Here is a 19,608-nt window from a genome sequence, read left to right as displayed (position 1 = left end):
AGCTACCTCGCCGCCCTCCATCTTCGCGCCGCGATGATCTGGCTCAACGCCCTCACCCACACCACTCATTGATCACGACTGGATACGCGGCCTAGGGCACCTCCGGCAGCTCCGGTGGCTCCGGGGGTGTCTCGGGTCGGGTCTTGGCCCGGCCGGTCGGGGCGTTCGGCGGCGGTTCCGCGTCGGCGGCCACCACCTGGGCCCGGGCCCGGTCGATCCGCCGATGCCAACGCGCCACCCCGGGGTCGTGGACCGGGTCGGTGGAGCGGGACAGCGCCACCCCGTAGCCCAGTTGCGCGCGCTGGAGCCGACTACGTGCCCGGGCCGCCTTGCGCCCGTGCTCGCGCCGGGCCGCCTCCACCGCGTCCTTGCGGGTCTTGTTCGACGCGAGCGCGGCCAACTCGCGCAGCGGCAACAACTCCGGCTCGTCGCCCACCGCGCGGGCGAACCGCCGGAACTCCTGCCGGGCCGCGAGCCGGTAGACGTAGCTCGCCACGGCCAGTACGACCAAGCCGTTGAGCACGATCTGCACGATGGTCAGGTACCAGTCGGTGCGCCGCAGCACGATCTCCGCGAGCGGCGAGTTGTTCACGAAGTGCAGGCCCCAGGCGACCACGTACAGCGCGATCGCGGCGGCCACGCGCACCGGCAGCGGCCGACGCACGCCGACCAGCACGTACGCCACGCCCGCGCCGGTCATCGCGGTGAACGCCGCGTGGCTCCACAACCCGTTGACGACGGCCCGGACGAAGAAGCTGGCCACGACGCCGCCGGTCCAGATCTCGCCGGACTGGATCGCCGCGTTCAGCCCGTACAGGATGTTCTCCACGACCTGGAAGCCCAGGCCGACCAGCGCGCCGATCACGAAGCCGTCGAGCACGCTCTCGAAAACCCGGCGGTTGATCAGGATCAGCGTCACCACGCCGAGCAGTTTCAGCGTCTCCTCGACGATCGGCGCCGAGATGGAGGCGCCCCAGTCGGTGGAGAACTCCGGATCCAGCTTGGCCAGATAGCTGAGCAGGTTGTCGTTGGCCACCAGGGCGAATCCGGTCGCCACCAGGCCGCCCCACAACACCGCCGCCACACAGAACGACAGCGGCTCGCGCTCGAACAGGTCCAGGTGGGTGATCACCGCGAGTGCCGGGATCAGCCACAGCGTGTTGATCACCACGCTCAGCACCAGCGCACCCGACGGAGCCGCCGAGGACAGCCGGACGAAGTTGGGCACCACGCTCGCCGCACCGAGCGCGAGCACGATCGGATACAGCCAGAACGCCGCCCGCGTGGGCTGCACGATGCCGCCCGCGTCCCGGCGACCGCGGCGGTCGGTCAGCGGAGCCACACTCACGACGCGGTCACCTCCACCGAGTCGAGCATGGTCACCACGTCGTCGGCGATCGCGGCGGTCAGCGGCGCGGTGTGCCGGGCGGTGAGCGACACGCCCAGTCCCTGGCCGCCGGCGACCAGGACGGTCAGTGTGCCGGCCACCGTGTGTCCGGTGATCGGCGCGACCAGGCCGGTGAGGCCGCGCGCGGTGGTCACCTTGGCGGGGTCGCCGCCGACCCGCCCGCGCCCGGTCGCCGCGTGACGGCGCGCCGCCGCCCGGAACGCGCCCGCCGCCGAGGACTGCCGGCCCAGCGGGGTCAGCCGATACGTGGTCGCCCCCTTGACCAGCACGCTGACCAGATCGGCCTGGGACGCGCCCCGGTCGACCTGCCAGCCGAGCGCGGGCTGGTACCGGAAGGTGCCCAGCGTGACCACCTGCCCGGCCCGCACCGGCGCGGCGCCGACCACAGAGCGGTTGAGCAGGTAGGGAACCGCGATCAGGATCACCATCACGACGGCGACGACGAACGTCGCCCGCAGCCCGTGCGGCCCCCGCATCAGGCGTGACCACAACCTGCCGGGATCCGGTTTCGAGGAGTTCGACGAGTTCGCGGAGTCGGGGGAGGGCGGTCGCGGGACCGGTGCTGTGACGGACAAGCGCGGCTCCTGTCGGTGGGAAACCTGCGGGGGCAGGGTCTGCGCCGGTACCCGCGCCACTTCGGAAAGTCACTCCGCCATCGGCCGAAGGGGTGATCCGGTCACGGGGAAATCACGAAAACGCTGTTTACGTCCCGCCGATTGATGGACGGCTGTTACAGAGCAGCCCGATCACCGTTTCACCGCCCGGTTAAGGTCGTTTTTGTCAACAGCACCCCCCTGACGCCTGCCGGAGCTCTTCCCTTGAACCCCCTTTCCGCACGCCGTCCTCGCGCGACGGCGCTGCTCGGCGCCGTACTGCTCGCGGTGACCGCGGTCGCGTGCGGCTCCTCGTCCGGCGACTCCACGGTCGACCACGCCAAGAGCACGGCCACGCCCCGGCAGTCCGGCGGGCAGTCCTCCGGTCAGCCCGCGAAGCCCCCCGCCCCCAGCAAGGTCGTCATGCCGACCGGGCCCACGACGAACTTCACCACGGCGACGACCACCGCCGTCGGGCCGATCATGATGACCAGCTACACCGGTCCCAAGTCGGGCGTCACCGGCAAGGTGTGGGTGTGGCTGCCGCCGGAGTACAACGACCCGGCCTTCGCCAAGCACGGCTTCCCGGTCCTGACGCTCTACGCCGGCGGACAGAGCAATGGCTACAACACCTGGACCGACAACCAACTGCCGATCCAACAGATGGCCGTAGCCGAGAAGAAGGCGGGCAAGACCCACCCCTTCATCATGGTGATGCCGGTGCAAAACCTGGAGAAGGACGAGAAGCGCAGCCTGGAGTGCAGCGACATCCCGGGGCAGCCGAAGATGGGCACGTGGATGTCACAGGACATCCCCGACCTGGTCAAGGCCAACTTCCGCACCCTGCGCGACCCGGCGGGCTGGGGTCTGATGGGCGCCTCCACGGGCGCGTTCTGCAGCGTGAAACTCGCGCTCCAACACCCCGAGCAGTTCAAGGTCGCGGTGCCGATCGACGGCTACTTCAACCCGGACAGCCCGCTGTGGAAGGGCCACGAGGCGGAGCGGCTGGCCAACAGCCCCGATCGCATGATCGCGGAAGGCAAGGCGAACATCGACGTGCTCGCGACCGCGGGCGGCGGGGACGCGGCCGAGGTACGCCTGGTCAAGGCCTTCGTCGCCAAGGCGGCGCCACCCGTTCGCATCGAGTACTACGAGCAGCCCGCCGGCAGGCATCTCACTTCGCACTTCAAGAAGATGATTCCCGACCTGCTCGGCTGGCTCGGCCGGCACATGCCCCCACCCACCGCCGACTGACCGTGTCCGGATCGTCGCTGAATCACCCTGGAAGACGACAGTGAGTCTGACCGGTACCCCCTTCTACATAACGACCATCGTGCTGGCGATAGCGGCCGTGGTGCTGGCGTTGTTCGCGTGGAACCACATCCCGGGCCCCAAGCCGGTGAAAATCATCGCCCGGCTGTTCATGCTGGTCACCTGCCAGTTCACCGCCATCCTGATGGTCTTCGTCATGGTCAACAACGCGAACAGCCTCTACGACACGTGGGACGACTTCCTCGGTACGGGCGGCAGCCACGTGGTCGAGGCGCGCGAGCCCGCTCCGCCGCCGGCGCCCGAGCAGAAGCTGCTCACCAAGTTCGATCCGGTCGGTGACGGCAAGATGGGCGAGGGCGTCCAGGAGACCACCCTCAAGGGCCCGCAGTCGGGGGTCGAGGCCGAGGTCTACGTGTGGCTGCCGCCGCAGTACAAGGACCCGGCGTTCGCGGACAAAAAGTTCCCGGTCGTCGAACTGCTGCCCGGCTACCCGGGTTCGGCCAAGGCCTGGTTCGGCACGCTGGACGTGAACAAGCAGCTCAAGAGCATGATGGCCAAGGGCGAGGTGGCCCCGTTCATCCTGGTCTCGCCGCGCACCAAGCTGCTCGCGGGCCAGGAGGACACCGGCTGCGCGGACGTCCCGGGCAAGGCCAACGCCGACACCTGGATCTCGGGCGACGTGCGGCGCATGGTGATCGACAACTTCCGCGCCGAGTCCGACCCCAAGCACTGGGCCATCGCGGGCTACTCGGCCGGCGCCCACTGCGCCACCCGAATGGCCCTCCTCCACCCGGACCGCTACGGCGCCGGGGTCAGCCTGTCCGGCTACAACGACCCCAAGGGCGAGTCCGACTCGGTCACCTCGAAGGACCCGGCCCTGCGAATCTCCTCCAACCCCCTGACGATCCTCAAAAACGCCCACCAACCCCCAAAGGTCGCCCTCTACATGGCCGGCGAAAAGGGCGACGGCTTCGGCGACGCCCAAGCCCTCAAGGCCGCCGCCAAGCCCTCCACAGCCATCACAGTCGCCGAAATCTCCGGCGGTGGCCACGGCACAGACGTCTGGCGCCGAATGGTCCCCGACGTCTTCCGCTGGCTGACCAAAACGATGGTCTGAACAAAGGCAACGTAAACTCAGCCCGGCCGGCGCTTGAGGCCAAACAGCCCGGCCGGCGCTTGAGGCCAAACAGCCCGGCCGGCGCTTGAGGCCAAACAGCCCGGCCGGCGCTTGAGGCCAAACAGCCCGGCCGGCGCCTGAGGCCAAACAGCCCGGCCGCATGGCGCGGGTGCGTTACACCTCGCGTACGTGGACTCCCGCCCCCTCCGCAAGGAGCGAGTGCAGGGACAGGAACACCTTCCGCGCCTCCACCGCGTTCCAGTCCGCCGGCAACAACTCCGCCGGCAACCCGGGGTCGAGATACGGCAACCGCCGCCACTGGGTGAGCATCGGCACATAGGCCCGAAACGCCTCCCCCGGCGAAATCACCGCCCGCCCCCCAAGCTCCGCCGCAACCGGCCCATACGCGTCCGTGAACAGCGCGTACTGCTCCTCGATCGCCTCGAAGTCCCACCACTCCCCGACCGCCTCGCCGAGCCGCGTCGCACTGGCCGCATCCCCCGTGAACAGGTGTACGTAGTCCGCCAGTTCAACCCGCTCCAGCGTCCGCCGAGCGTCCTCCAACAATCGCGCCGGCGCGATCCACACCCCCGGCGACACGTTGCCGAACCCCAGCCACGTCAACCGCGACCGCAACTGGTGCCGATGCGCCCGCTCCGACTCGGGCACCGAGAAGATCGCCAGCACCCACCCGTCCGACAGCCGCGCCGGCTCCAGATTGCCGAAGATCCGCCGATCGCCCTCGTCGAAGATCGACTCCATCGCCGGGCTCAGCCGATAGCCGGTTCCCTCCCGCCGCTCCTGGATGAGCGTGCCGCGCTTCTTCAGCCGCGAGATCGCCGACCGCACCGCCGGTGCGTCCACGCCGAGTTCGCCCATCAGCACGATCAGGTCGGCGATCGAGATCCACCCGCCGAGCCCGCGCACGAACGCGCCGTACACGGTGTTGATCAGGGAGCTGGGCCGGGCCGAGGTCTCCGCCATGGTCGCCTTCCTCGCGGAGTCTGGTTCGGCGGTGATCCTATCCGGGCGCGGGCCCCGCCCCGGCGACCGGCGTACCCTCGGCCGCGCGCCGCCGCAGCTCCCCGCGCCGCAGCTTGCCGGTGTTCGTACGCGGCAACTCGTCCACGAACTCCACCAGGCGCGGGTACTTGTACGGCGCCATCGTCTGCTTCACGAACCCCTGCAACGCCCGCGCCGTCGCCTCGTCCGCACTCACCCCCGGGTGCAGCACCACATACGCCTTGACCACCAGCCCCCTGCGCACATCCGGCGCCCCGACCACCCCGCACTCCGCGACGTCCGGATGCGTACCGAGCACCGCCTCGACCTCGGGACCGGCGATGTTGTACCCGGACGACACGATCATGTCGTCACTACGCGCCTGATACCAGAAATAGCCATCCTCATCCCGCACATACGTATCACCGGTGATATTCCACCCATCACACACATAGTCGACCTGCCGAGCGTCATCGAGATAGCGACATCCCGTCGGCCCCTTCACCGCCAACCGCCCCGGCGTCCCATCCGGCACGGGCAAACCGTCCGGCCCGAGCACCACGGCCCGAAAACCCGGTACCGGCAGCCCGGTCGCCCCTGGCCGGATCGCATCGTCGGCCGCGGAGACGAACACGTGCAGCAGTTCGGTCGCCCCGATCCCGTCGATGATCCGCGTCCCGATCGCGTCGTGGTACGCCTGCCACACCCCGACCGGCAACGCCTCCCCCGCCGACACGCACCGCCGCACGCCCGCGAGCAGGTCGACGAGCCCGGCGCCGAGGATGGCCCGATACGCGGTGGGCGCGGTGAACAGTACGGTGACCCGCCGCTCGGCCACCACGGCCGCCAGTTCCTCCGGCGTCGCCCGCTCCAGGAGCAGCGTGGCAGCGCCCACCCGCAGCGGGAACACCACCAGCCCACCGAGCCCGAAGGTGAAGCCCAGCGGTGGCGTCCCGGTGAACAGGTCGGTCGGCTCCGGCCGCAGCACATACGCGGAGAACGTGTCGGCGATCGCCAACACGTCCCGATGGAAGTGCATCGTCGCCTTGGGCCGCCCGGTCGTCCCGGACGTGAACGCGATCAGCGCCACGTCGTCGCACGCGGTGTCGACCGCCTCGAACACGGTGCTCTTCGCGGCGCAGCGAGCGGCCAACGTACCCTCACCCGCCCCGCCGTAGTCGACCACACGCAGCCCGGGGGTGTCGGCGGCCTCCAACTCGGCGGTGAAGCGGTGGTCGCACAGGGCTACAACCGGTTGGGCGATCCGGTGGATGGTGTCGAGCTCGTGCGCGCGCAGCAGCGGCATGGTGGTCACCACGACCGCGCCGGCCTTCAGCGCGCCGAACCAACTCGCGACCAGCCAGGGGTTGTTGGGGCCGCGCAGAAGGATCCGATGACCGGGCAGCACGCCCAGGTCCTCGGTCAGGACATGCGCGATCTGGTTGGCGCGGGTGAGCAGGTCGCCGTACGTCCAGGTCTGCGTCGCGGTGACCAGGCACCGCCGTTCGGCCCCGTGTCGGGCGATGGTGTCGTCGAGCAGGGCCGCGGCGCAGTTGAGCCGGTCGGGGTAGCGGACCTCCGGCACATCGAAGACCAGTTCGGGCCACTGCTCGACGGGCGGCAACCGGTCCCGGCAGAACGTGTCGACGTGCGCGGAGGGACGGAGCTGCATGAGGGCACCTCATCCTGTTGCCATCGTGACGACAGTCAACGGTACGCGACACCCGCACGGGATGACATCCCCTCGGCACACCCGCAGCCGACGCGGCCCACCGCCCCACCACCCGACGCCCCGACCACCCGCCGCCCCCTCAGGCCGACCCCCCGTTCACCACCAGCACCGTGCCGCGACCGATCGCGCAGACCGTCTCGGTGCCGTTCTCCGCGCGCATGACCAAGGTGCAATCGCACACCGCCTGCCGCCGCCCGGCATGTACCACGTGCGCCTCGGCCCGCAACATCACCCCCTGCGCCGGCCGCAGGTACTGGACCTGGACACTGCCGGTCAGCACCGCCGCCCCCAGCGTGCTGCCCGCGGCGAAGGTGATCGCGTTGTCCGCCGCATACGCCAGCACGCCGCCGTGCAAGTAGCCGTTCTGCTGCCGGAGTTCGTCCCGCACGTCGACCTCGAGGGTGGCCCGCCCGGCACCGAACTCGGTGACCCGGGCGCCGACGAGCCGGCTGAACGGCTGGGCCGCGAGCACCGTCTCGGCGAAGTCGAGCCCGAGGGGGCCGGTCGACGGGCCGTCGGGGGTGTCGGTCATGGCGCTACCACCGTTCGTTCGGGAGCCGGATGCCCGACCATCGATATCAGAGTCGGCCCGCCCGCCGCCGTGCGCCCTCGGGCACAATCGGGACGTGTTCGAACTGCTGCCGGGCGTGGGCGTGGTGCTGCCGCGCGGCGCCGGCGTGTTGCGTTTCGGGATGAGCGAGCAGCGGGCCCAGTGGACGTTGTCCACGGTTCTGGACGTACGCGCTTATTGGTCCTGCGCCGGCACCCGCTACCACGACGACGGCCACCGGAGGTTCTGGAGCTTCGGCGGCTCCCTGGGCGCCCTGCGCGTGGATGTGACCGGCTCCGAACACGGGTGCCGCACCATCGCCTTCGAGCGACTGCCGGGCACGACGACGGACCCGGTGGTGTGGCGGGACGTGGACCTGTTCGGGTATCCGGCCGACGAAGTCGAGGCGGCGCTGCCGGGGGCGGCGGAGCGCGAGCGGATCGGGCTGCTGCTGGACCCGCCCGCCGCCGGGCCGGCCGCGTCGACCGACGACCGGCCGACCCGGGTACGCCTGACCACCGAGGACGTGTCGGCGTACCGCCCCGGCTGATCACCCCCACCCGCCGGATGCGCTTCGTCACACGGCACCACGATGGCGAATTTGGACAGCTTCCCTTACCGTAGGCCCCCGTTTCGGCCCGGCCCACAGTCTGTCGGCCCTCGGCCTTCGGCTTGCCGGCCCTCGGCCCACAACAAGGAGAGCGACGTCATGGCGCGGGAAAAACTGGGTGTGGCGATCGTCGGGACCGGATTCGGGTGCATCACCCACCTGCCGGCGTTCCGGGACGCGGGCTTCGAGGTACGCGCCCTCGTCGGCCGCGACCCCGCCCGCACCGCCGAGCGCGCCGAGCGCTTCGGCGTCCCGCACGCGTACACCGACCTCGACGCGGCGCTCGCCCTCGACGGCGTGGACGCGGTGAGCGTGGTCACGCCCCCGCACACCCACGCCGAGATCGTGCTCGCCGCGATCGCGGCCGGGAAGCACGTGGTCTGCGAGAAGCCGTTCGCGAGCGACGCGGCCGAGGCGGCCCGGATGCTGGCCGCCGCCGAACAGGCGGGTGTGGTGCACCTGTTGGGCACCGAGTTCCGCTGGCAGTCGTCCCAGGCGCTGCTCGCCCGACTGATCGCCGCCGGCGCGATCGGCGAACCCCGGCTCGCCACCTGGCTGTTGCACATTCCGGTACTGACCGGCCCGGCCGCCGAGGTGCCCGCGTGGTGGGGCCGGGCCGAGGACGGCGGCGGCTGGCTCGGCGCTCACGCCTCGCACTGGATCGACCAGATCCGGCACACGCTGGGCGAGTTCGAAGGGGTCAGCGCCGGCCTGCCGCTGGTCGCGGATCGGCCGGGGCAGAGCGCGGAGGACACCTTCAATGTGCGCTTTCGCACGGTGAGCGGGGTGGAGGGCACGCTGCAGAGTTCGGCCGGCGTCTACGGTCCGCCGCTGATGACCACGCGTGTGGCGGGCACGCACGGCACGGCCTGGGTCGAGTTCGACGACGTGTGGCTCGGCGACGCCGCCGGCGACCGCCGGGTGGACGTCCCCGAGGACCTGGCCAACCCGGACCCGATCGCGCCGCCGTCCGACCTGATGCACACCGCGTACGACCTGCTGCACTCGATGGGCATCGACCGCGCGCCCTACGCCCGCCTGGCCGGCACCTTCGCCGCGCTGATCGCCGGCGACCCGATCCCCGACCACCCGCGTCCCGCCGACTTCGCCGACGGCGTGGCCGGCCAACGTGTCCTCGACGCGATCCGCGCCTCCGCCGCGACGGGCGGCGCGTGGGTGGCCTGCGGCTGAGCACGCCCGCGGCTCAATCGCCTCGGGTGTGCGAGTTCAGCGGGGTCGGGTGGGCGTGATGCAGCGCGGCCAGGCCGTACAGGACCCGTACGTCCGGCCAGTCGTCCTCGACCCGGTACCGGTTCTCGAAGTCGTCGTCGAAGAAGCGGAACACGTCCGCTCCACCGCGCGTCCACCGGGTCTTGATCGGCATCCGGGGAAACTCGCCGCCGAACAGGATGGCCGCCGCCATCACCGCCCACACCGGCGAGAACAACCACCACCAGCACCAACCGACCACCTCGCCCTTGACCGCGGACAGCGATCCCCCGTCGGGCAGTTCGACGTGCCACGAGGTCCGCCGCGGGGGCAGCACGCTCCCGCGGCGACGGGTGACCCGCCCCAACGACTCGCCCGCCGGGCCGGCGATGCGGTAGACGGCCCCGGTATCGTCGGCCGACTCCGTCTCGACCGTGATCGCGGCCGACTCGCGCCCGGGGTCGGCCCACAACGTCAGGTGCCGCCAGTCCTTGTGCCGCCCACCCCCGTCCGGCCGGGTGTCGTCGATGTACAGCAGGTCCTCGAAGCTGTCGTGCCGGTCGGAATCCCGCCGCATTCCCAGCGCCGGACCCCGCCAGACGTCCTCCGGCAACTTACGAAGCGCCGTCGAACCGTGCCGTCCCCGAATCCCGAACACGGCACCTTGCGCGACACCGACCGCAGACCTCATCCGCTCCCCCGAAAAGCCCCGGCGACCCGCGCCGACTCCATGGCGACTCCATGGCGCCAGACGGATGGTACGGCCTACGGAATCGTTCGTTCCGACCGGAGCGGGTGGTCGAACCGATCGAGCAGCAGGGCGAGATACTTCTCCAGCCGAGCACCCAACAGGTCGGATGTCAGGTCCGCCCGTCCCGCCTCCCGCCACGGCACCGCCACCTTCTCCGCGTCCGGGGCGAACGCGAGCGCGTCGAGCAGCCGCCAGTACAGGTGGTCCGCCGGATCGTCGGCGAGCCGACCGCCAGCCGCGAGGTAGGCGGCGGGGAAGCACATCCCGACGGCGGGCCCGTGCAGCAGGGCCAACGCGGTCGAGCAGTGCGCCACGTCCAGATCGGCCGGTCCCCACGAGGTCTCGACCCAGTCGACCACGCCGGAGATCCGCACCTCGGCGCCGTGCCCGGCGAACAGCACATTGCCCGGATGGAAGTCGCGGTGCAGGAAACACCCCTGGTACGCGGGCGGTTCCCGGCGGATCAGCTCCACCGCCCGACGCCAGACCCCGGCCCGGACGGGTGCGGCCGGCACGCTCACCCGCTCCGGCGCGGTCCAGGCCTGATAGTCCCGGGGCCGGGTCTCCTCGGTGACCGGCACCGCATGGATCGCCACCAACTGCCGGGCAAGCAGGCCGATCCGCACCGCCGCGCCCTCCTCACCCAGCCGAATCCCGCCCGGGAGCAGCGACATCAGCAGGGACGGATGGTCGCAGTACGCGCCACGCGCGTCCACCGCCAGGCAGCGCGCCACCGGGACGTCGATCGCGGCATCGACATCGGCGAGCAGTGCGAGGATCGCCGCCTCCCGAGCCAACAGCCCCTCGGCGTGCCGGAGAAAGAAAGGTTTCACGAACGACCGCAGTACCAGGGCCCGTTCCCCATCGCCCCCGACCACCCGCAGCCGCCGCATCACCGACGTCCACCCACCGATGAGCCGTTCGGCCGCCACCACCCGCTCGCCCGCCGGCAACGCTCGCTCGACCCACGCCCGCGTGGCCCGCCACTGCGCCGCGTCGTCGCCCGCATCCCCATCGCCGATCACGCCAGGGAGCCTAACGCCGCAGTCGCGAGCCGATCGCCCGACCGAAACGGCCACCGCGTCACACGGGCCGTGCGCTCACTCCTCCAACGCCTGCGGGCGCAGGTCCAACCGGCGCAACAGCTGGGCGTTGAGGGCGACCACGACCGTGGACAGGCTCATCAGGATGGCTCCCACCTCCATCGGGAGCACCACGCCCGCCCAGGCCAACACGCCGGCGGCGAGCGGGACGGTGACGATGTTGTAGCCCGCCGCCCAGACCAGGTTCTGCCGCATCTTGCGGTAGACGGCGGTGGACAATCGGCGTACGCCCAGCACCGCGCGGGGGTCGTCGGAGGCCAGCACCACGCCCGCCGACTGCACCGCGACGTCCGTGCCCGCACCGATCGCGATGCCGACGTCGGCCCGGGCCAGCGCCGGGGCGTCGTTGACACCGTCGCCGACCATGGCCACCCGCAGGCCCCGGGACTGGAGTTCGGCCACCTTGGCGTCCTTGTCGCCGGGCAACACCTCGGCGAAGACCTCGTCCACCCCGAGTTCCCGGCCCACCCGGGCGGCCACCTGGCGCGCGTCCCCGGTGAGCATCCCCACCCGTACCCCGGCCGCATGCAACTCCCGCACCGCGTCCCGGGATTCGGGCCTGATCTCGTCCTCCAGGGCCAACGCCCCGACGACCTCGTCGTCGGCCGACACGTACAACACCGCCGCGCCGCGCCCGACCCACTCGTCGGTGGTCGCCGCCACCTCGTCGGGCACCCGGACACCCGTCTCCCGCAGCAGTGCGGGCCCGCCGACCCGAACCCGGACCCCGCCCACGTCCGCCTCCACCCCGCGCCCGGTCTTCGACCGGAACCCGGTCGCGGCATCCGGCCGCCCGTGCTCCTCGGCGGCCCGTATGATCGCCCGGGCAAGCGGATGTTCGCTCTCCCGCTCGGCCGCGCCGGCGAGCAGCAGCACCTTCGATTCGTGCCATCCGGGCGCCGCGACGGCCCCGGTCACCGCCGGCGCGCCGCGCGTGAGGGTGCCGGTCTTGTCGAACAGCACCACGTCGACGTCACGCATCCGTTCCAGCGCGATCCGATCCTTGATCAGGATGCCCTGACGCGCCGAGAGTTCGGTGGAGATCGCGATCACCAGCGGGATGGCGAGGCCGAGCGCGTGCGGGCAGGCGATCACCAGGACGGTGACCGTACGCTCGATCGCCGATCCGCCCTCGCCGAGCAACGACCAGGCGAGCAGCGTCAGTACGGCCGCGCCCGCCGCGTAGTAGAACAGCAGCGCCGCCGCCCGATCGGCCAACGCCTGGGCGCGCGACCGGGATTGTTGCGCCTCGGCGACCAACCGCCGGATCCCGGCCAGTTGGGTGCCCTCACCGGTCGCGGTCACGGTGACCCGTACCGCGCTGTCCATCGCCACCGTACCGGCGACCACGGTGTCCCGCACTCCGCGCGGCACCGGCCGGGATTCGCCGGTGATCATCGACTCGTCGAACTCGGTGGCGCCTTCGGCGATCGTCCCGTCCGCCGGTACGCGCCCACCGGAACGCACGAGCACGGTGTCGCCGATGTCCAGTTCGGCCGCCGGGACGCGCTCGAACTCCCCGTCCGGGCACACCCGTTCCGCTTCGTCGGGGAGCAGCGCGGCAAGCGCGTCCAAGGCTCCCGAGGCGGCGCCGAGCGCCCGCATCTCCAACCAGTGGCCGAGCAGCATGATGTCGACCAGCAGGACCAGTTCCCACCAGAAGTCCAGGTCGTGCGAGGCGATCTCCAAAGTGGAGGCCCAGGACGCGCCGAACGCGACGGTGATCGCCATCGCGATCAGGGTCATCATCCCCGGCTGTCGCGCGGCCAGTTCGTCGCGGGCGCCGGTGAGGAACGGCCACCCGCCGTAACCGAACACGACGGTGCCGAGCAGCGGCGGAATCCAGGAGGATCCGGTGAACGAGGGCTCGTGGTAACCGAGTACGTCCGCGAGCATCGGGCTCAACACGAGCACCGGGACGGAAAGCAGCAGACTCAGCAGAAACTTCCGCCGAAACATCTCGGCGTGCCCGGCATGACCGGTGTGCCCGCCATGCCCTTCGTGCCCGCCATGCCCGGCGTGCTCGCCGTGCCCGCCACCATGCGTGCCGGGTGCCACCCGCCTCGCCCCGTCGGCGAGTTCCGCGTCGCTCGGATCCCCGTCCCGGCTCGCATGCTCGTCCCGGTCGATCCGCCCGCGCTCCATCGTGATCCCTTCCCTCGACTCCTCGGCCGCCGCAATCCATCACATATACCACCCAGGGGTATATACAACACCGACCGACCCGCGCTGATTCCTTGTGATTCCGACAGAACCGTCCGCATCTCGGGCCTGCGGCGGTATAACCAGAGACCAGCCCCTCTCCCCCGGGAGGCCAAAATGGTGCGTCAACCCCGGTCCCGCAGCGTCGACTGGTTGTGGTGGGCGACCTCGTCGGGCGAACTGCAGCCCTTCCTGGACCATCCGGACCACGATCAACAGGAGATAGCCCGGGAAAAGTCGGCGGTCGCCGTACAACTGGCCCGCCTCGGCGACCCACTCGTCGACTGTCTGGCGGCAATCGCCCCCGACGTCCTCGCCGACGCACTGTGGCGGTTGCCCAACCCCACCCGTACCGACACCCTGCGTGCCCTGCGGGTCCCGCCCGCCCGGCGCCCCACCCCCGCGATCGCGGAACACGCGCTCAAGCGGCTGCGCAAGCAGACCGCGAGCGTGCGCGGCTACACCGCCCAGGTCGTCACGCTGCCCGTACTGCGGGTGTTACTGCCGGCGACGCTGGACACCGACCCGGACGCCCTGGACGGCGAGATCCTGGAGAGCCTGAAGACCTCGGGGTTCACCCCCGACCTGGTCCGGCTCACCGCGCTCGCCGACTGGGGCTTCAGCTGCCAGGCCGCCGCGCTGCTGCGTCTCGTCCTCACCGAGGCCGATCTCGCGCTGCCCGGCTGGCCCGCCGACGTGATCACCGACATCGTGGCCGCCTGCCGCCGATTCGAGGAGTTCTGCCGCGACCGGATGTGTGGCGGCGAGGAACCCCCGTCCCCGCTGCGCTCGCTCGACGACGCGCTCGGCCGGGCCCGGGCCGCCGCCGACTCGATCACCGCCGCCGTCGCGGCCGGCCGGGCCCCGGAGGACGCCGACCTGACCATGCTCACGCTCGTGGGCCCGGCGGTGACCGAGGCCCGCGAGGCGGTCGGTGCGCTGGTCGGCGCCGAACCGGACACCCTGCCCGAGGACCGACCGGGCCTGGTCGCCACGATCACCGCGCACGAGGCCGCCGTACATGCTCGCGAACTCGCCGACGTGGACCGCTTCCGACGCCTGGACGGCCCACCCGCACACGAGCCGGCGATCAACGAACTCCGCGAGCTGGCCGCCGACCTGAGCGAGCGTCACGAAAACTGGGAACCGGACGACCGACGCCGCGTGTGCGCCCTGGCCGACCTCGGCGCGCTGATCGACGCGATCGCGGCGGACCGCGACGACGGCGTGGACGAGTTGGCCGAAACGGTCCGCCTTCACCTGCCCGACCCGACCATCGTCAACGCCGCGTTACGCGGCCGGTTGTCCTGGCACCGGACATCGGACCCCACCCCGAACACCGAGGCCGAAACCGAGGCCCCACCCGAACCGGCCGGCGATACCGAAGAGCCGCCGCAAGCTTCGTCCCCGGCAGCCGAAACCGCGTCACCCGAAACGGAGGACACCGGGGAGGACCGGGTCGACCCGGTCGAGCGCAACGAGAAGACCGCATCGGGCGCCGGCGCGGACGAGACGACGGCGCAACCCGAGGAACCCGAGCAGACCGAGGAGACCGGGCGCACCGGCCGAACCGAACCTGCCCGACAAAGCGACTCCGCCGACCCGGTGCCCCCGACCGCCCCCGACCGCGAATCCGTCGCCCTGCTCGGCGAGCTGATCGGTCGCGGCGACTACGCCTCCGCGCACGCCCACGGCGCCCACGATCCGGAACGCGTCTCCGCGCTGCGCGCCCTCGCCCTCGCCGACGGCGCGCGTTCGGACACCGGCGCGCTCGCGATGTCGCTACGGGACGAACTCGACGAGATGGCGATGCGCTCGCCCAGCCACGACCGCGCGACCCAGCTGCTGACCGTGGCCGCCGCCGCCCGCGCCGCCGTGTTGTGTGGGCACAGCACGTACGGCCTGCTCCAGGAGGCCGCCGCCGGCCTGAGCGACCTGCCCGCCGTGGCCGGCCTGGCCCGACACATCGCCACCGGCTCCGCCCAGGGCCTGCTCGGCGGCTCGCGCAACCTCGGCGCCCTGGCCGCCCTGGCAGAGGCCGAGGCGGGCGCCGCGACCTGTGCCGCCGACGCCGCCGAGGCCCTGCAACACCCGCGCCACCTGCGCTTCCCGCGCGCGACCTCGATCGCCCAGCTGTGGTGGCGTCCCGAGGACGGCCTGCTCGGTCGCATGTTGCGGCTCGCGGGCGGCAACGACCGGCGCGATCTGGAGGAGGTCGCCGAGACGTTGCGCCGGCTCACCAAGCATCACGAGCTGGAGAACCGGCTGTCCGCCATCGACGAGGAGTTCCGCAACGGCAAGGGCCACCGCCTGGAGGGCCCGGCCCGCCGGCGACTGCTCGAATACGCGCGTGAGTCGCTGGGCACGATCGGCCGCTGGGTGGACGCGATGCGACGGGTGGTCGAGACCGAGGCGGAAGCCGAATCCTGGATCGCCGGACCACTCACCGACCTGCGCCACACCCTGATCGCCGACCGCCCCGAGGCCGAACGCGAACTCGCCGACCTCGCCGCGCACACCGGCGACCCGGTCGTCGCCGGCGCCGCCCGAGCCGCCGCCGCCAGCCTGGCCGCAACCCTGGACCTCCTCGACGGGCGTCCACTCACCGGCCCCGAACCCGCCCCCGCATCGATCCTGGGCACCCCTCCGGAACCCGCCACGTCCGCGGACCACCCCACCGAGCCACCACCCACATCCGCGGCCCTCCCTCGAACAACCCTCGACCCCGGGCTCGACGAAACCCCGCCCACGGGACCGACCGCGGCCCGGATCCCACCCCGCCCCACCGACCCCCCACCACCCAACCCGACCGCCGCAACCCGCCTACTCCCCCCGAACGCCCACTGACCCACGAGAACGCCCGGTCCGACACCACACAGAGCAACGCACAACCCCGAGCCGCAGCACACCGGCACGCGCATCCGGGCCCGCGCCCACACCAGGCGCATCCACCCTGGGCCCACCACACCCGCACCATCCGCACGCAGCCACACCATCGGCCCCAGGGGTCCCGCCCGCCCTTGGCCCACCGACCCCGGACTCCGCGCGCAGCCGCCCACCGGCGGCCTACGGGACCTCTTCCTCCGGGATGACGTGCATCGCCGCCTCCTCGGCCCCGGCCGCGCCGCCGTCGATGCCGACATCGCGGGCGATCGCCTCCGACTCGGTGTCCTCGTGCGCGCCCTCGTCCGTCGCGACCAGCCGGCCCGCCCTGGGATCGGGGCCGCCCTCCCACTCGTCCGACACCGCGTCGTCGTCGGCGATGTCCGGCTCCTCTTCGGCCAGCAGCTGGTCGAGCGATTCTCCGCGTCGGGACTCCTCCGGGGTATTGCCGTACCGCTCCGCCGCCGACCAGCGGTCGGGCGGCACGATTCCGGTGTCGAGCGGGTCGTACGACAGGTCGTCGGTGGACAGTGTGTCCTCGGGGCCGAGGACGCCGTCGTCGCCGGGAGTGTCCGGGGAATCCTCGACCGGGTCCCACGTGTCGTCGCTCATGGCCTGCCACCTTCCCTGATGTGCTCGTGCCCGCGTGCCCGGGACACAACCCTGTCCCCGGCGATCCGAGTACGGTGCCCAGCGCCCGCCGGTTCATTCGGAGCGGTCCGGCGTGCCGACCCAACCCACACCCGTCCGGCCGGTTGGAGACGGGCCGCGAATCCATGGCTCACGGCCCACCCGGGCGCTCGTTCCAACGAAGTAGGCGGCTTCACCCGTCTCATGCCTGAGGCTGATTTTTCCTGACGGATTTGGACGATCTTTGACCGCCGGCGCAGGGTGGTCCAAGGGGTCAGGGACGGAAGGCCCGGTCCTGCACGGCCGGGGAGGGAGCGGACACGATGCACGAGGCAACGAACGGGATGCACGAGGCGCAGACGCGCGAGACGAACCGCGACGATTGGCGGACCCTGCACACCGGGACCCGGGAGTCGGCGGCGCGAGCGCTGCGTGCCGACCTGCTGCACGCGGGCATCACCGAGGCCGACCTGTCCCGACGGGTGACCGAGGCCTGGGCGGGCTCCGTGGTGACCGTCGCGAGCACCGGCCGGCAGTTCCGCGTCACCCGCACCGTCGCCGCCGCGCCGACCGTCTCGCTGAGCGACCGCGGATCGAACTGACCGGGCCGGACCACCCGAACCCGAGACGATCCGAGACGGGACCTTCCACCGCACCCCCGTGCCGTGCTGTGCTGTGCGCCATGGTCGATGAACCCACATACCCCACGGTTCCGCACCGGCACCGAGGCGTCCCCGCTCACGAGGCGGAAGCCCGCAGCCGTGCCTTCCACGACGTGATGGCCGAGCGTCGAACCGTCCGCGACTTCTCGTCCCAACCGATCCCGGACAACGTGGTCGAATGGGCGATCCGTACCGCCGGCACCGCGCCCAGCGGCGCGAACGTCCAGCCCTGGCGCTTCGTCGTACTCACCGATCCCGAGCGCAAGCGGCGGCTGCGCGAGGCCGCCGAGCAGGAGGAGCGCGAGTTCTACGCACATCGCGCGTCCGAGGAGTGGTTGGCCGCGCTCGCCCCGATCGGCACCGACTGGCACAAGCCGTTCCTGGAGGACGCGCCGGCGGTGATCGTGGTGTTCGAGGTGCACAAGGGACCCGACTCGCCGCGCCCGTACTACACGAAGGAATCGGTCGGCATTGCCGTCGGCCTGCTGCTCGCCTCGCTGCACCAGGCCGGGCTGGCCACGCTGACCCATACGCCGAGCCCGATGCGCTTCCTCAACGAGGTGTGCGACCGCCCTCCGGAGGAGCGCGCCGCGGTGGTCATCCCGGTCGGCTACCCGGCCGAGGATGCCCGCGTCCCCGACATCCACCGCAAGCCGCTGGACCAGGTCCTGGTCCGCCTCTGACCGCAGGCGCGGTCCGGTCCGAACCGTCCCCGGGAGCCCTCGGCGCGGCCCGAACACCTGCGCCGAGGGCCGCCCCTCTGCGATCCTGAACCGGCACGTTCGGGTCCGGATCAGCCGTACGAACGGGGGCGTTGATGAGTGTCGTCGCGGGGAAGATCATCGACGAATCGATCGTCGTGGCCGCCGACTCCCAGGTGACCTGGGGCCAGGCCAAGACCGAGGGCACCAAGCTGTACAAGATCGGCGAGAACCTGATCTTCGGCGGTGCCGGACTGTTGCGCGACATCAATCTGATGCGCCTGTTCCTGGACACGCACACCCCGTCGTCCGCCGAGGAGCGCGACGTCCTGGAGTTCTACGCCGAGTTCGTCGAGTGGGGCAAGCGCAAGCTGTCCAGCTTCGAGCCCAAGTCGGAGTTCATGTTCGCCTTCGACGGCAAGCTGTTCGAGACTGGCGGCGACTTCGACGTCTTCTACTACGACTACGGCGCGATCGGCTCGGGGTGGGAGTACGCCCGGGCCGCACTGCACCTGGGCCACACCCCCACGCAGGCGGTCGGCGTCGCATGCGACCTGACCATCTTCTGCATGCCGCCGGTGACCGAGTTCCGCATACCGCGCCATCCGCAACAATCCGCCGGCCGGGAGCACGAGGCCATCTGAGGACGATCTTCCGTGGGGTCCGTCGCAATCCGGAGCTAACCCTGTGTTTACGCGGACTCTCGTAAGCTCTTGCCCATGGCCGAACAGCCCATCCCGGCGGACCTGATCGAACTGCAACGCGCGCGTGACGCCGCTTACGAGGCGATCGCCCGATCCACGGGGCAGGTGTCCGAACACGAGCTGGCCCGCCTGTGGGCCACGGCCCACGACGCGGTCGCGGCCCTGCACGCCCATCCGGCGATGATCACCAACGCCGACCGCACCCACCTGATGACGCGCCTGCGCCGCGCCGCCCAGGCCGCCTGACCCACCGGCGCGCCCCTGGCCGCCGCCCGAGGACGCGGCCAAGCCGCCCTGGCCCTGGCCTGGTCGTGTGGCCCCCGCCCTGCTCGCCCGTCGACACGGCGCCCGGGCCGACTGCTCGGCGAACTCGCAGGCACCGACCGGCTCGCCGCGGCCCTCTCGTCCCCGACCCCACAAACGCCGCCGGCCGCGACGCCGACCCCCGAAAGGGTCGGTGTCGCGGCCGGCGACGTGCG

At 71.5% G+C, this 19,608-nt stretch carries 18 protein-coding genes; 9 read left to right on the top strand and 9 right to left on the bottom strand.

Features of this window, described 5'->3' with window-relative positions:
- Positions 1–91: 91 nt before the first annotated feature.
- Together ACWGR4_RS35580 and ACWGR4_RS35575 are read right to left on the bottom strand one after the other, a co-directional pair.
- Positions 92–1,348: a PrsW family intramembrane metalloprotease gene (locus tag ACWGR4_RS35580; protein ID WP_452133215.1), complete on the bottom strand. Its 1,257-nt coding sequence runs from the start codon at positions 1,346–1,348 to the stop codon at positions 92–94.
- Entirely contained in the window at positions 1,345–1,983 is a 639-nt protein-coding gene (locus ACWGR4_RS35575) for a hypothetical protein (protein ID WP_380010071.1), read from the bottom strand. Before ACWGR4_RS35575 ends, ACWGR4_RS35580 begins: the two co-directional genes overlap by 4 nt.
- Before the next feature lie 243 nt (positions 1,984–2,226).
- Between ACWGR4_RS35575 and ACWGR4_RS35570 the strand changes: the two genes are divergently transcribed.
- Complete coding sequence (locus ACWGR4_RS35570; RefSeq protein ID WP_380010074.1) at positions 2,227–3,255, top strand: alpha/beta hydrolase; 1,029 nt, start codon at positions 2,227–2,229, stop codon at positions 3,253–3,255.
- A gap of 40 nt (positions 3,256–3,295) precedes the next feature.
- Complete coding sequence (locus tag ACWGR4_RS35565; RefSeq protein WP_380010077.1) at positions 3,296–4,390, top strand: alpha/beta hydrolase; 1,095 nt, start codon at positions 3,296–3,298, stop codon at positions 4,388–4,390.
- Between the two features lie 174 nt (positions 4,391–4,564).
- On the opposite strand, the gene ACWGR4_RS35560 is transcribed toward ACWGR4_RS35565, so the two are convergent.
- From ACWGR4_RS35560 to ACWGR4_RS35550, 3 genes are all read right to left on the bottom strand, one after another.
- Positions 4,565–5,374, bottom strand: coding sequence for a PaaX family transcriptional regulator (locus tag ACWGR4_RS35560; RefSeq protein WP_380010080.1), 810 nt, complete (start codon positions 5,372–5,374; stop codon positions 4,565–4,567).
- Between the two features lie 37 nt (positions 5,375–5,411).
- Positions 5,412–7,064, bottom strand: coding sequence for an AMP-binding protein (locus tag ACWGR4_RS35555; RefSeq protein ID WP_452133214.1), 1,653 nt, complete (start codon positions 7,062–7,064; stop codon positions 5,412–5,414).
- Between the two features lie 139 nt (positions 7,065–7,203).
- Positions 7,204–7,656 (bottom strand): PaaI family thioesterase, encoded by a 453-nt coding sequence (locus tag ACWGR4_RS35550; protein ID WP_452133213.1) that lies wholly within the window; start codon positions 7,654–7,656, stop codon positions 7,204–7,206.
- Positions 7,657–7,750: 94 nt separating this feature from the next.
- Here ACWGR4_RS35550 and ACWGR4_RS35545 point away from each other — a divergent pair, with 94 nt between their 5' ends.
- Positions 7,751–8,224, top strand: a complete 474-nt coding sequence (locus ACWGR4_RS35545; protein WP_380010089.1) for a hypothetical protein — start codon at positions 7,751–7,753, stop codon at positions 8,222–8,224.
- A gap of 159 nt (positions 8,225–8,383) precedes the next feature.
- Complete coding sequence (locus tag ACWGR4_RS35540) at positions 8,384–9,475, top strand: Gfo/Idh/MocA family protein (protein ID WP_452133212.1); 1,092 nt, start codon at positions 8,384–8,386, stop codon at positions 9,473–9,475.
- Positions 9,476–9,488: 13 nt separating this feature from the next.
- Here ACWGR4_RS35540 and ACWGR4_RS35535 read toward each other — a convergent pair whose 3' ends face one another.
- The 3 genes from ACWGR4_RS35535 to ACWGR4_RS35525 form a co-directional block, all read right to left on the bottom strand.
- On the bottom strand, positions 9,489–10,070 hold the full coding sequence (locus ACWGR4_RS35535) for a hypothetical protein (protein WP_452133211.1): 582 nt from the start codon (positions 10,068–10,070) through the stop codon (positions 9,489–9,491).
- Between the two features lie 188 nt (positions 10,071–10,258).
- Positions 10,259–11,269 carry a phosphotransferase family protein gene (locus tag ACWGR4_RS35530; RefSeq protein WP_452133210.1) on the bottom strand — a complete coding sequence of 337 codons (1,011 nt, stop codon included), beginning with the start codon at positions 11,267–11,269 and terminating at the stop codon, positions 10,259–10,261.
- Positions 11,270–11,344: 75 nt separating this feature from the next.
- Positions 11,345–13,492 (bottom strand): heavy metal translocating P-type ATPase, encoded by a 2,148-nt coding sequence (locus ACWGR4_RS35525; RefSeq protein WP_452133209.1) that lies wholly within the window; start codon positions 13,490–13,492, stop codon positions 11,345–11,347.
- A 174-nt stretch (positions 13,493–13,666) separates the two neighbouring features.
- On the opposite strand from ACWGR4_RS35525, the gene ACWGR4_RS35520 reads away from it, so the two are divergent.
- Entirely contained in the window at positions 13,667–16,396 is a 2,730-nt protein-coding gene (locus ACWGR4_RS35520) for a hypothetical protein (protein WP_452133208.1), read from the top strand.
- 219 nt (positions 16,397–16,615) lie between these two features.
- Here ACWGR4_RS35520 and ACWGR4_RS35515 read toward each other — a convergent pair whose 3' ends face one another.
- Positions 16,616–17,044, bottom strand: coding sequence for a DUF5709 domain-containing protein (locus tag ACWGR4_RS35515; RefSeq protein WP_452133207.1), 429 nt, complete (start codon positions 17,042–17,044; stop codon positions 16,616–16,618).
- A 341-nt stretch (positions 17,045–17,385) separates the two neighbouring features.
- Here ACWGR4_RS35515 and ACWGR4_RS35510 point away from each other — a divergent pair, with 341 nt between their 5' ends.
- The 4 genes from ACWGR4_RS35510 to ACWGR4_RS35495 all read left to right on the top strand — a co-directional run bounded on the left by ACWGR4_RS35510 (position 17,386) and on the right by ACWGR4_RS35495 (position 19,375).
- The gene (locus tag ACWGR4_RS35510; RefSeq protein ID WP_452133206.1) at positions 17,386–17,664 is read left to right on the top strand and encodes a hypothetical protein; all 279 of its coding nucleotides are present in this window, start codon (positions 17,386–17,388) and stop codon (positions 17,662–17,664) included.
- A gap of 80 nt (positions 17,665–17,744) precedes the next feature.
- Entirely contained in the window at positions 17,745–18,407 is a 663-nt protein-coding gene (locus ACWGR4_RS35505; protein WP_380010113.1) for a nitroreductase family protein, read from the top strand.
- Between the two features lie 134 nt (positions 18,408–18,541).
- Positions 18,542–19,069, top strand: coding sequence for a hypothetical protein (locus ACWGR4_RS35500; protein WP_380010116.1), 528 nt, complete (start codon positions 18,542–18,544; stop codon positions 19,067–19,069).
- Between the two features lie 75 nt (positions 19,070–19,144).
- On the top strand, positions 19,145–19,375 hold the full coding sequence (locus tag ACWGR4_RS35495) for a hypothetical protein (protein WP_452133205.1): 231 nt from the start codon (positions 19,145–19,147) through the stop codon (positions 19,373–19,375).
- The last annotated feature ends 233 nt before the right edge of the window (positions 19,376–19,608 follow it).

The organism is Embleya sp. NPDC055664 (assembly GCF_053618075.1).
Note: the sequence above shows the minus strand (reverse complement) of the source record. Positions and strands in the feature narration are given on the sequence as shown.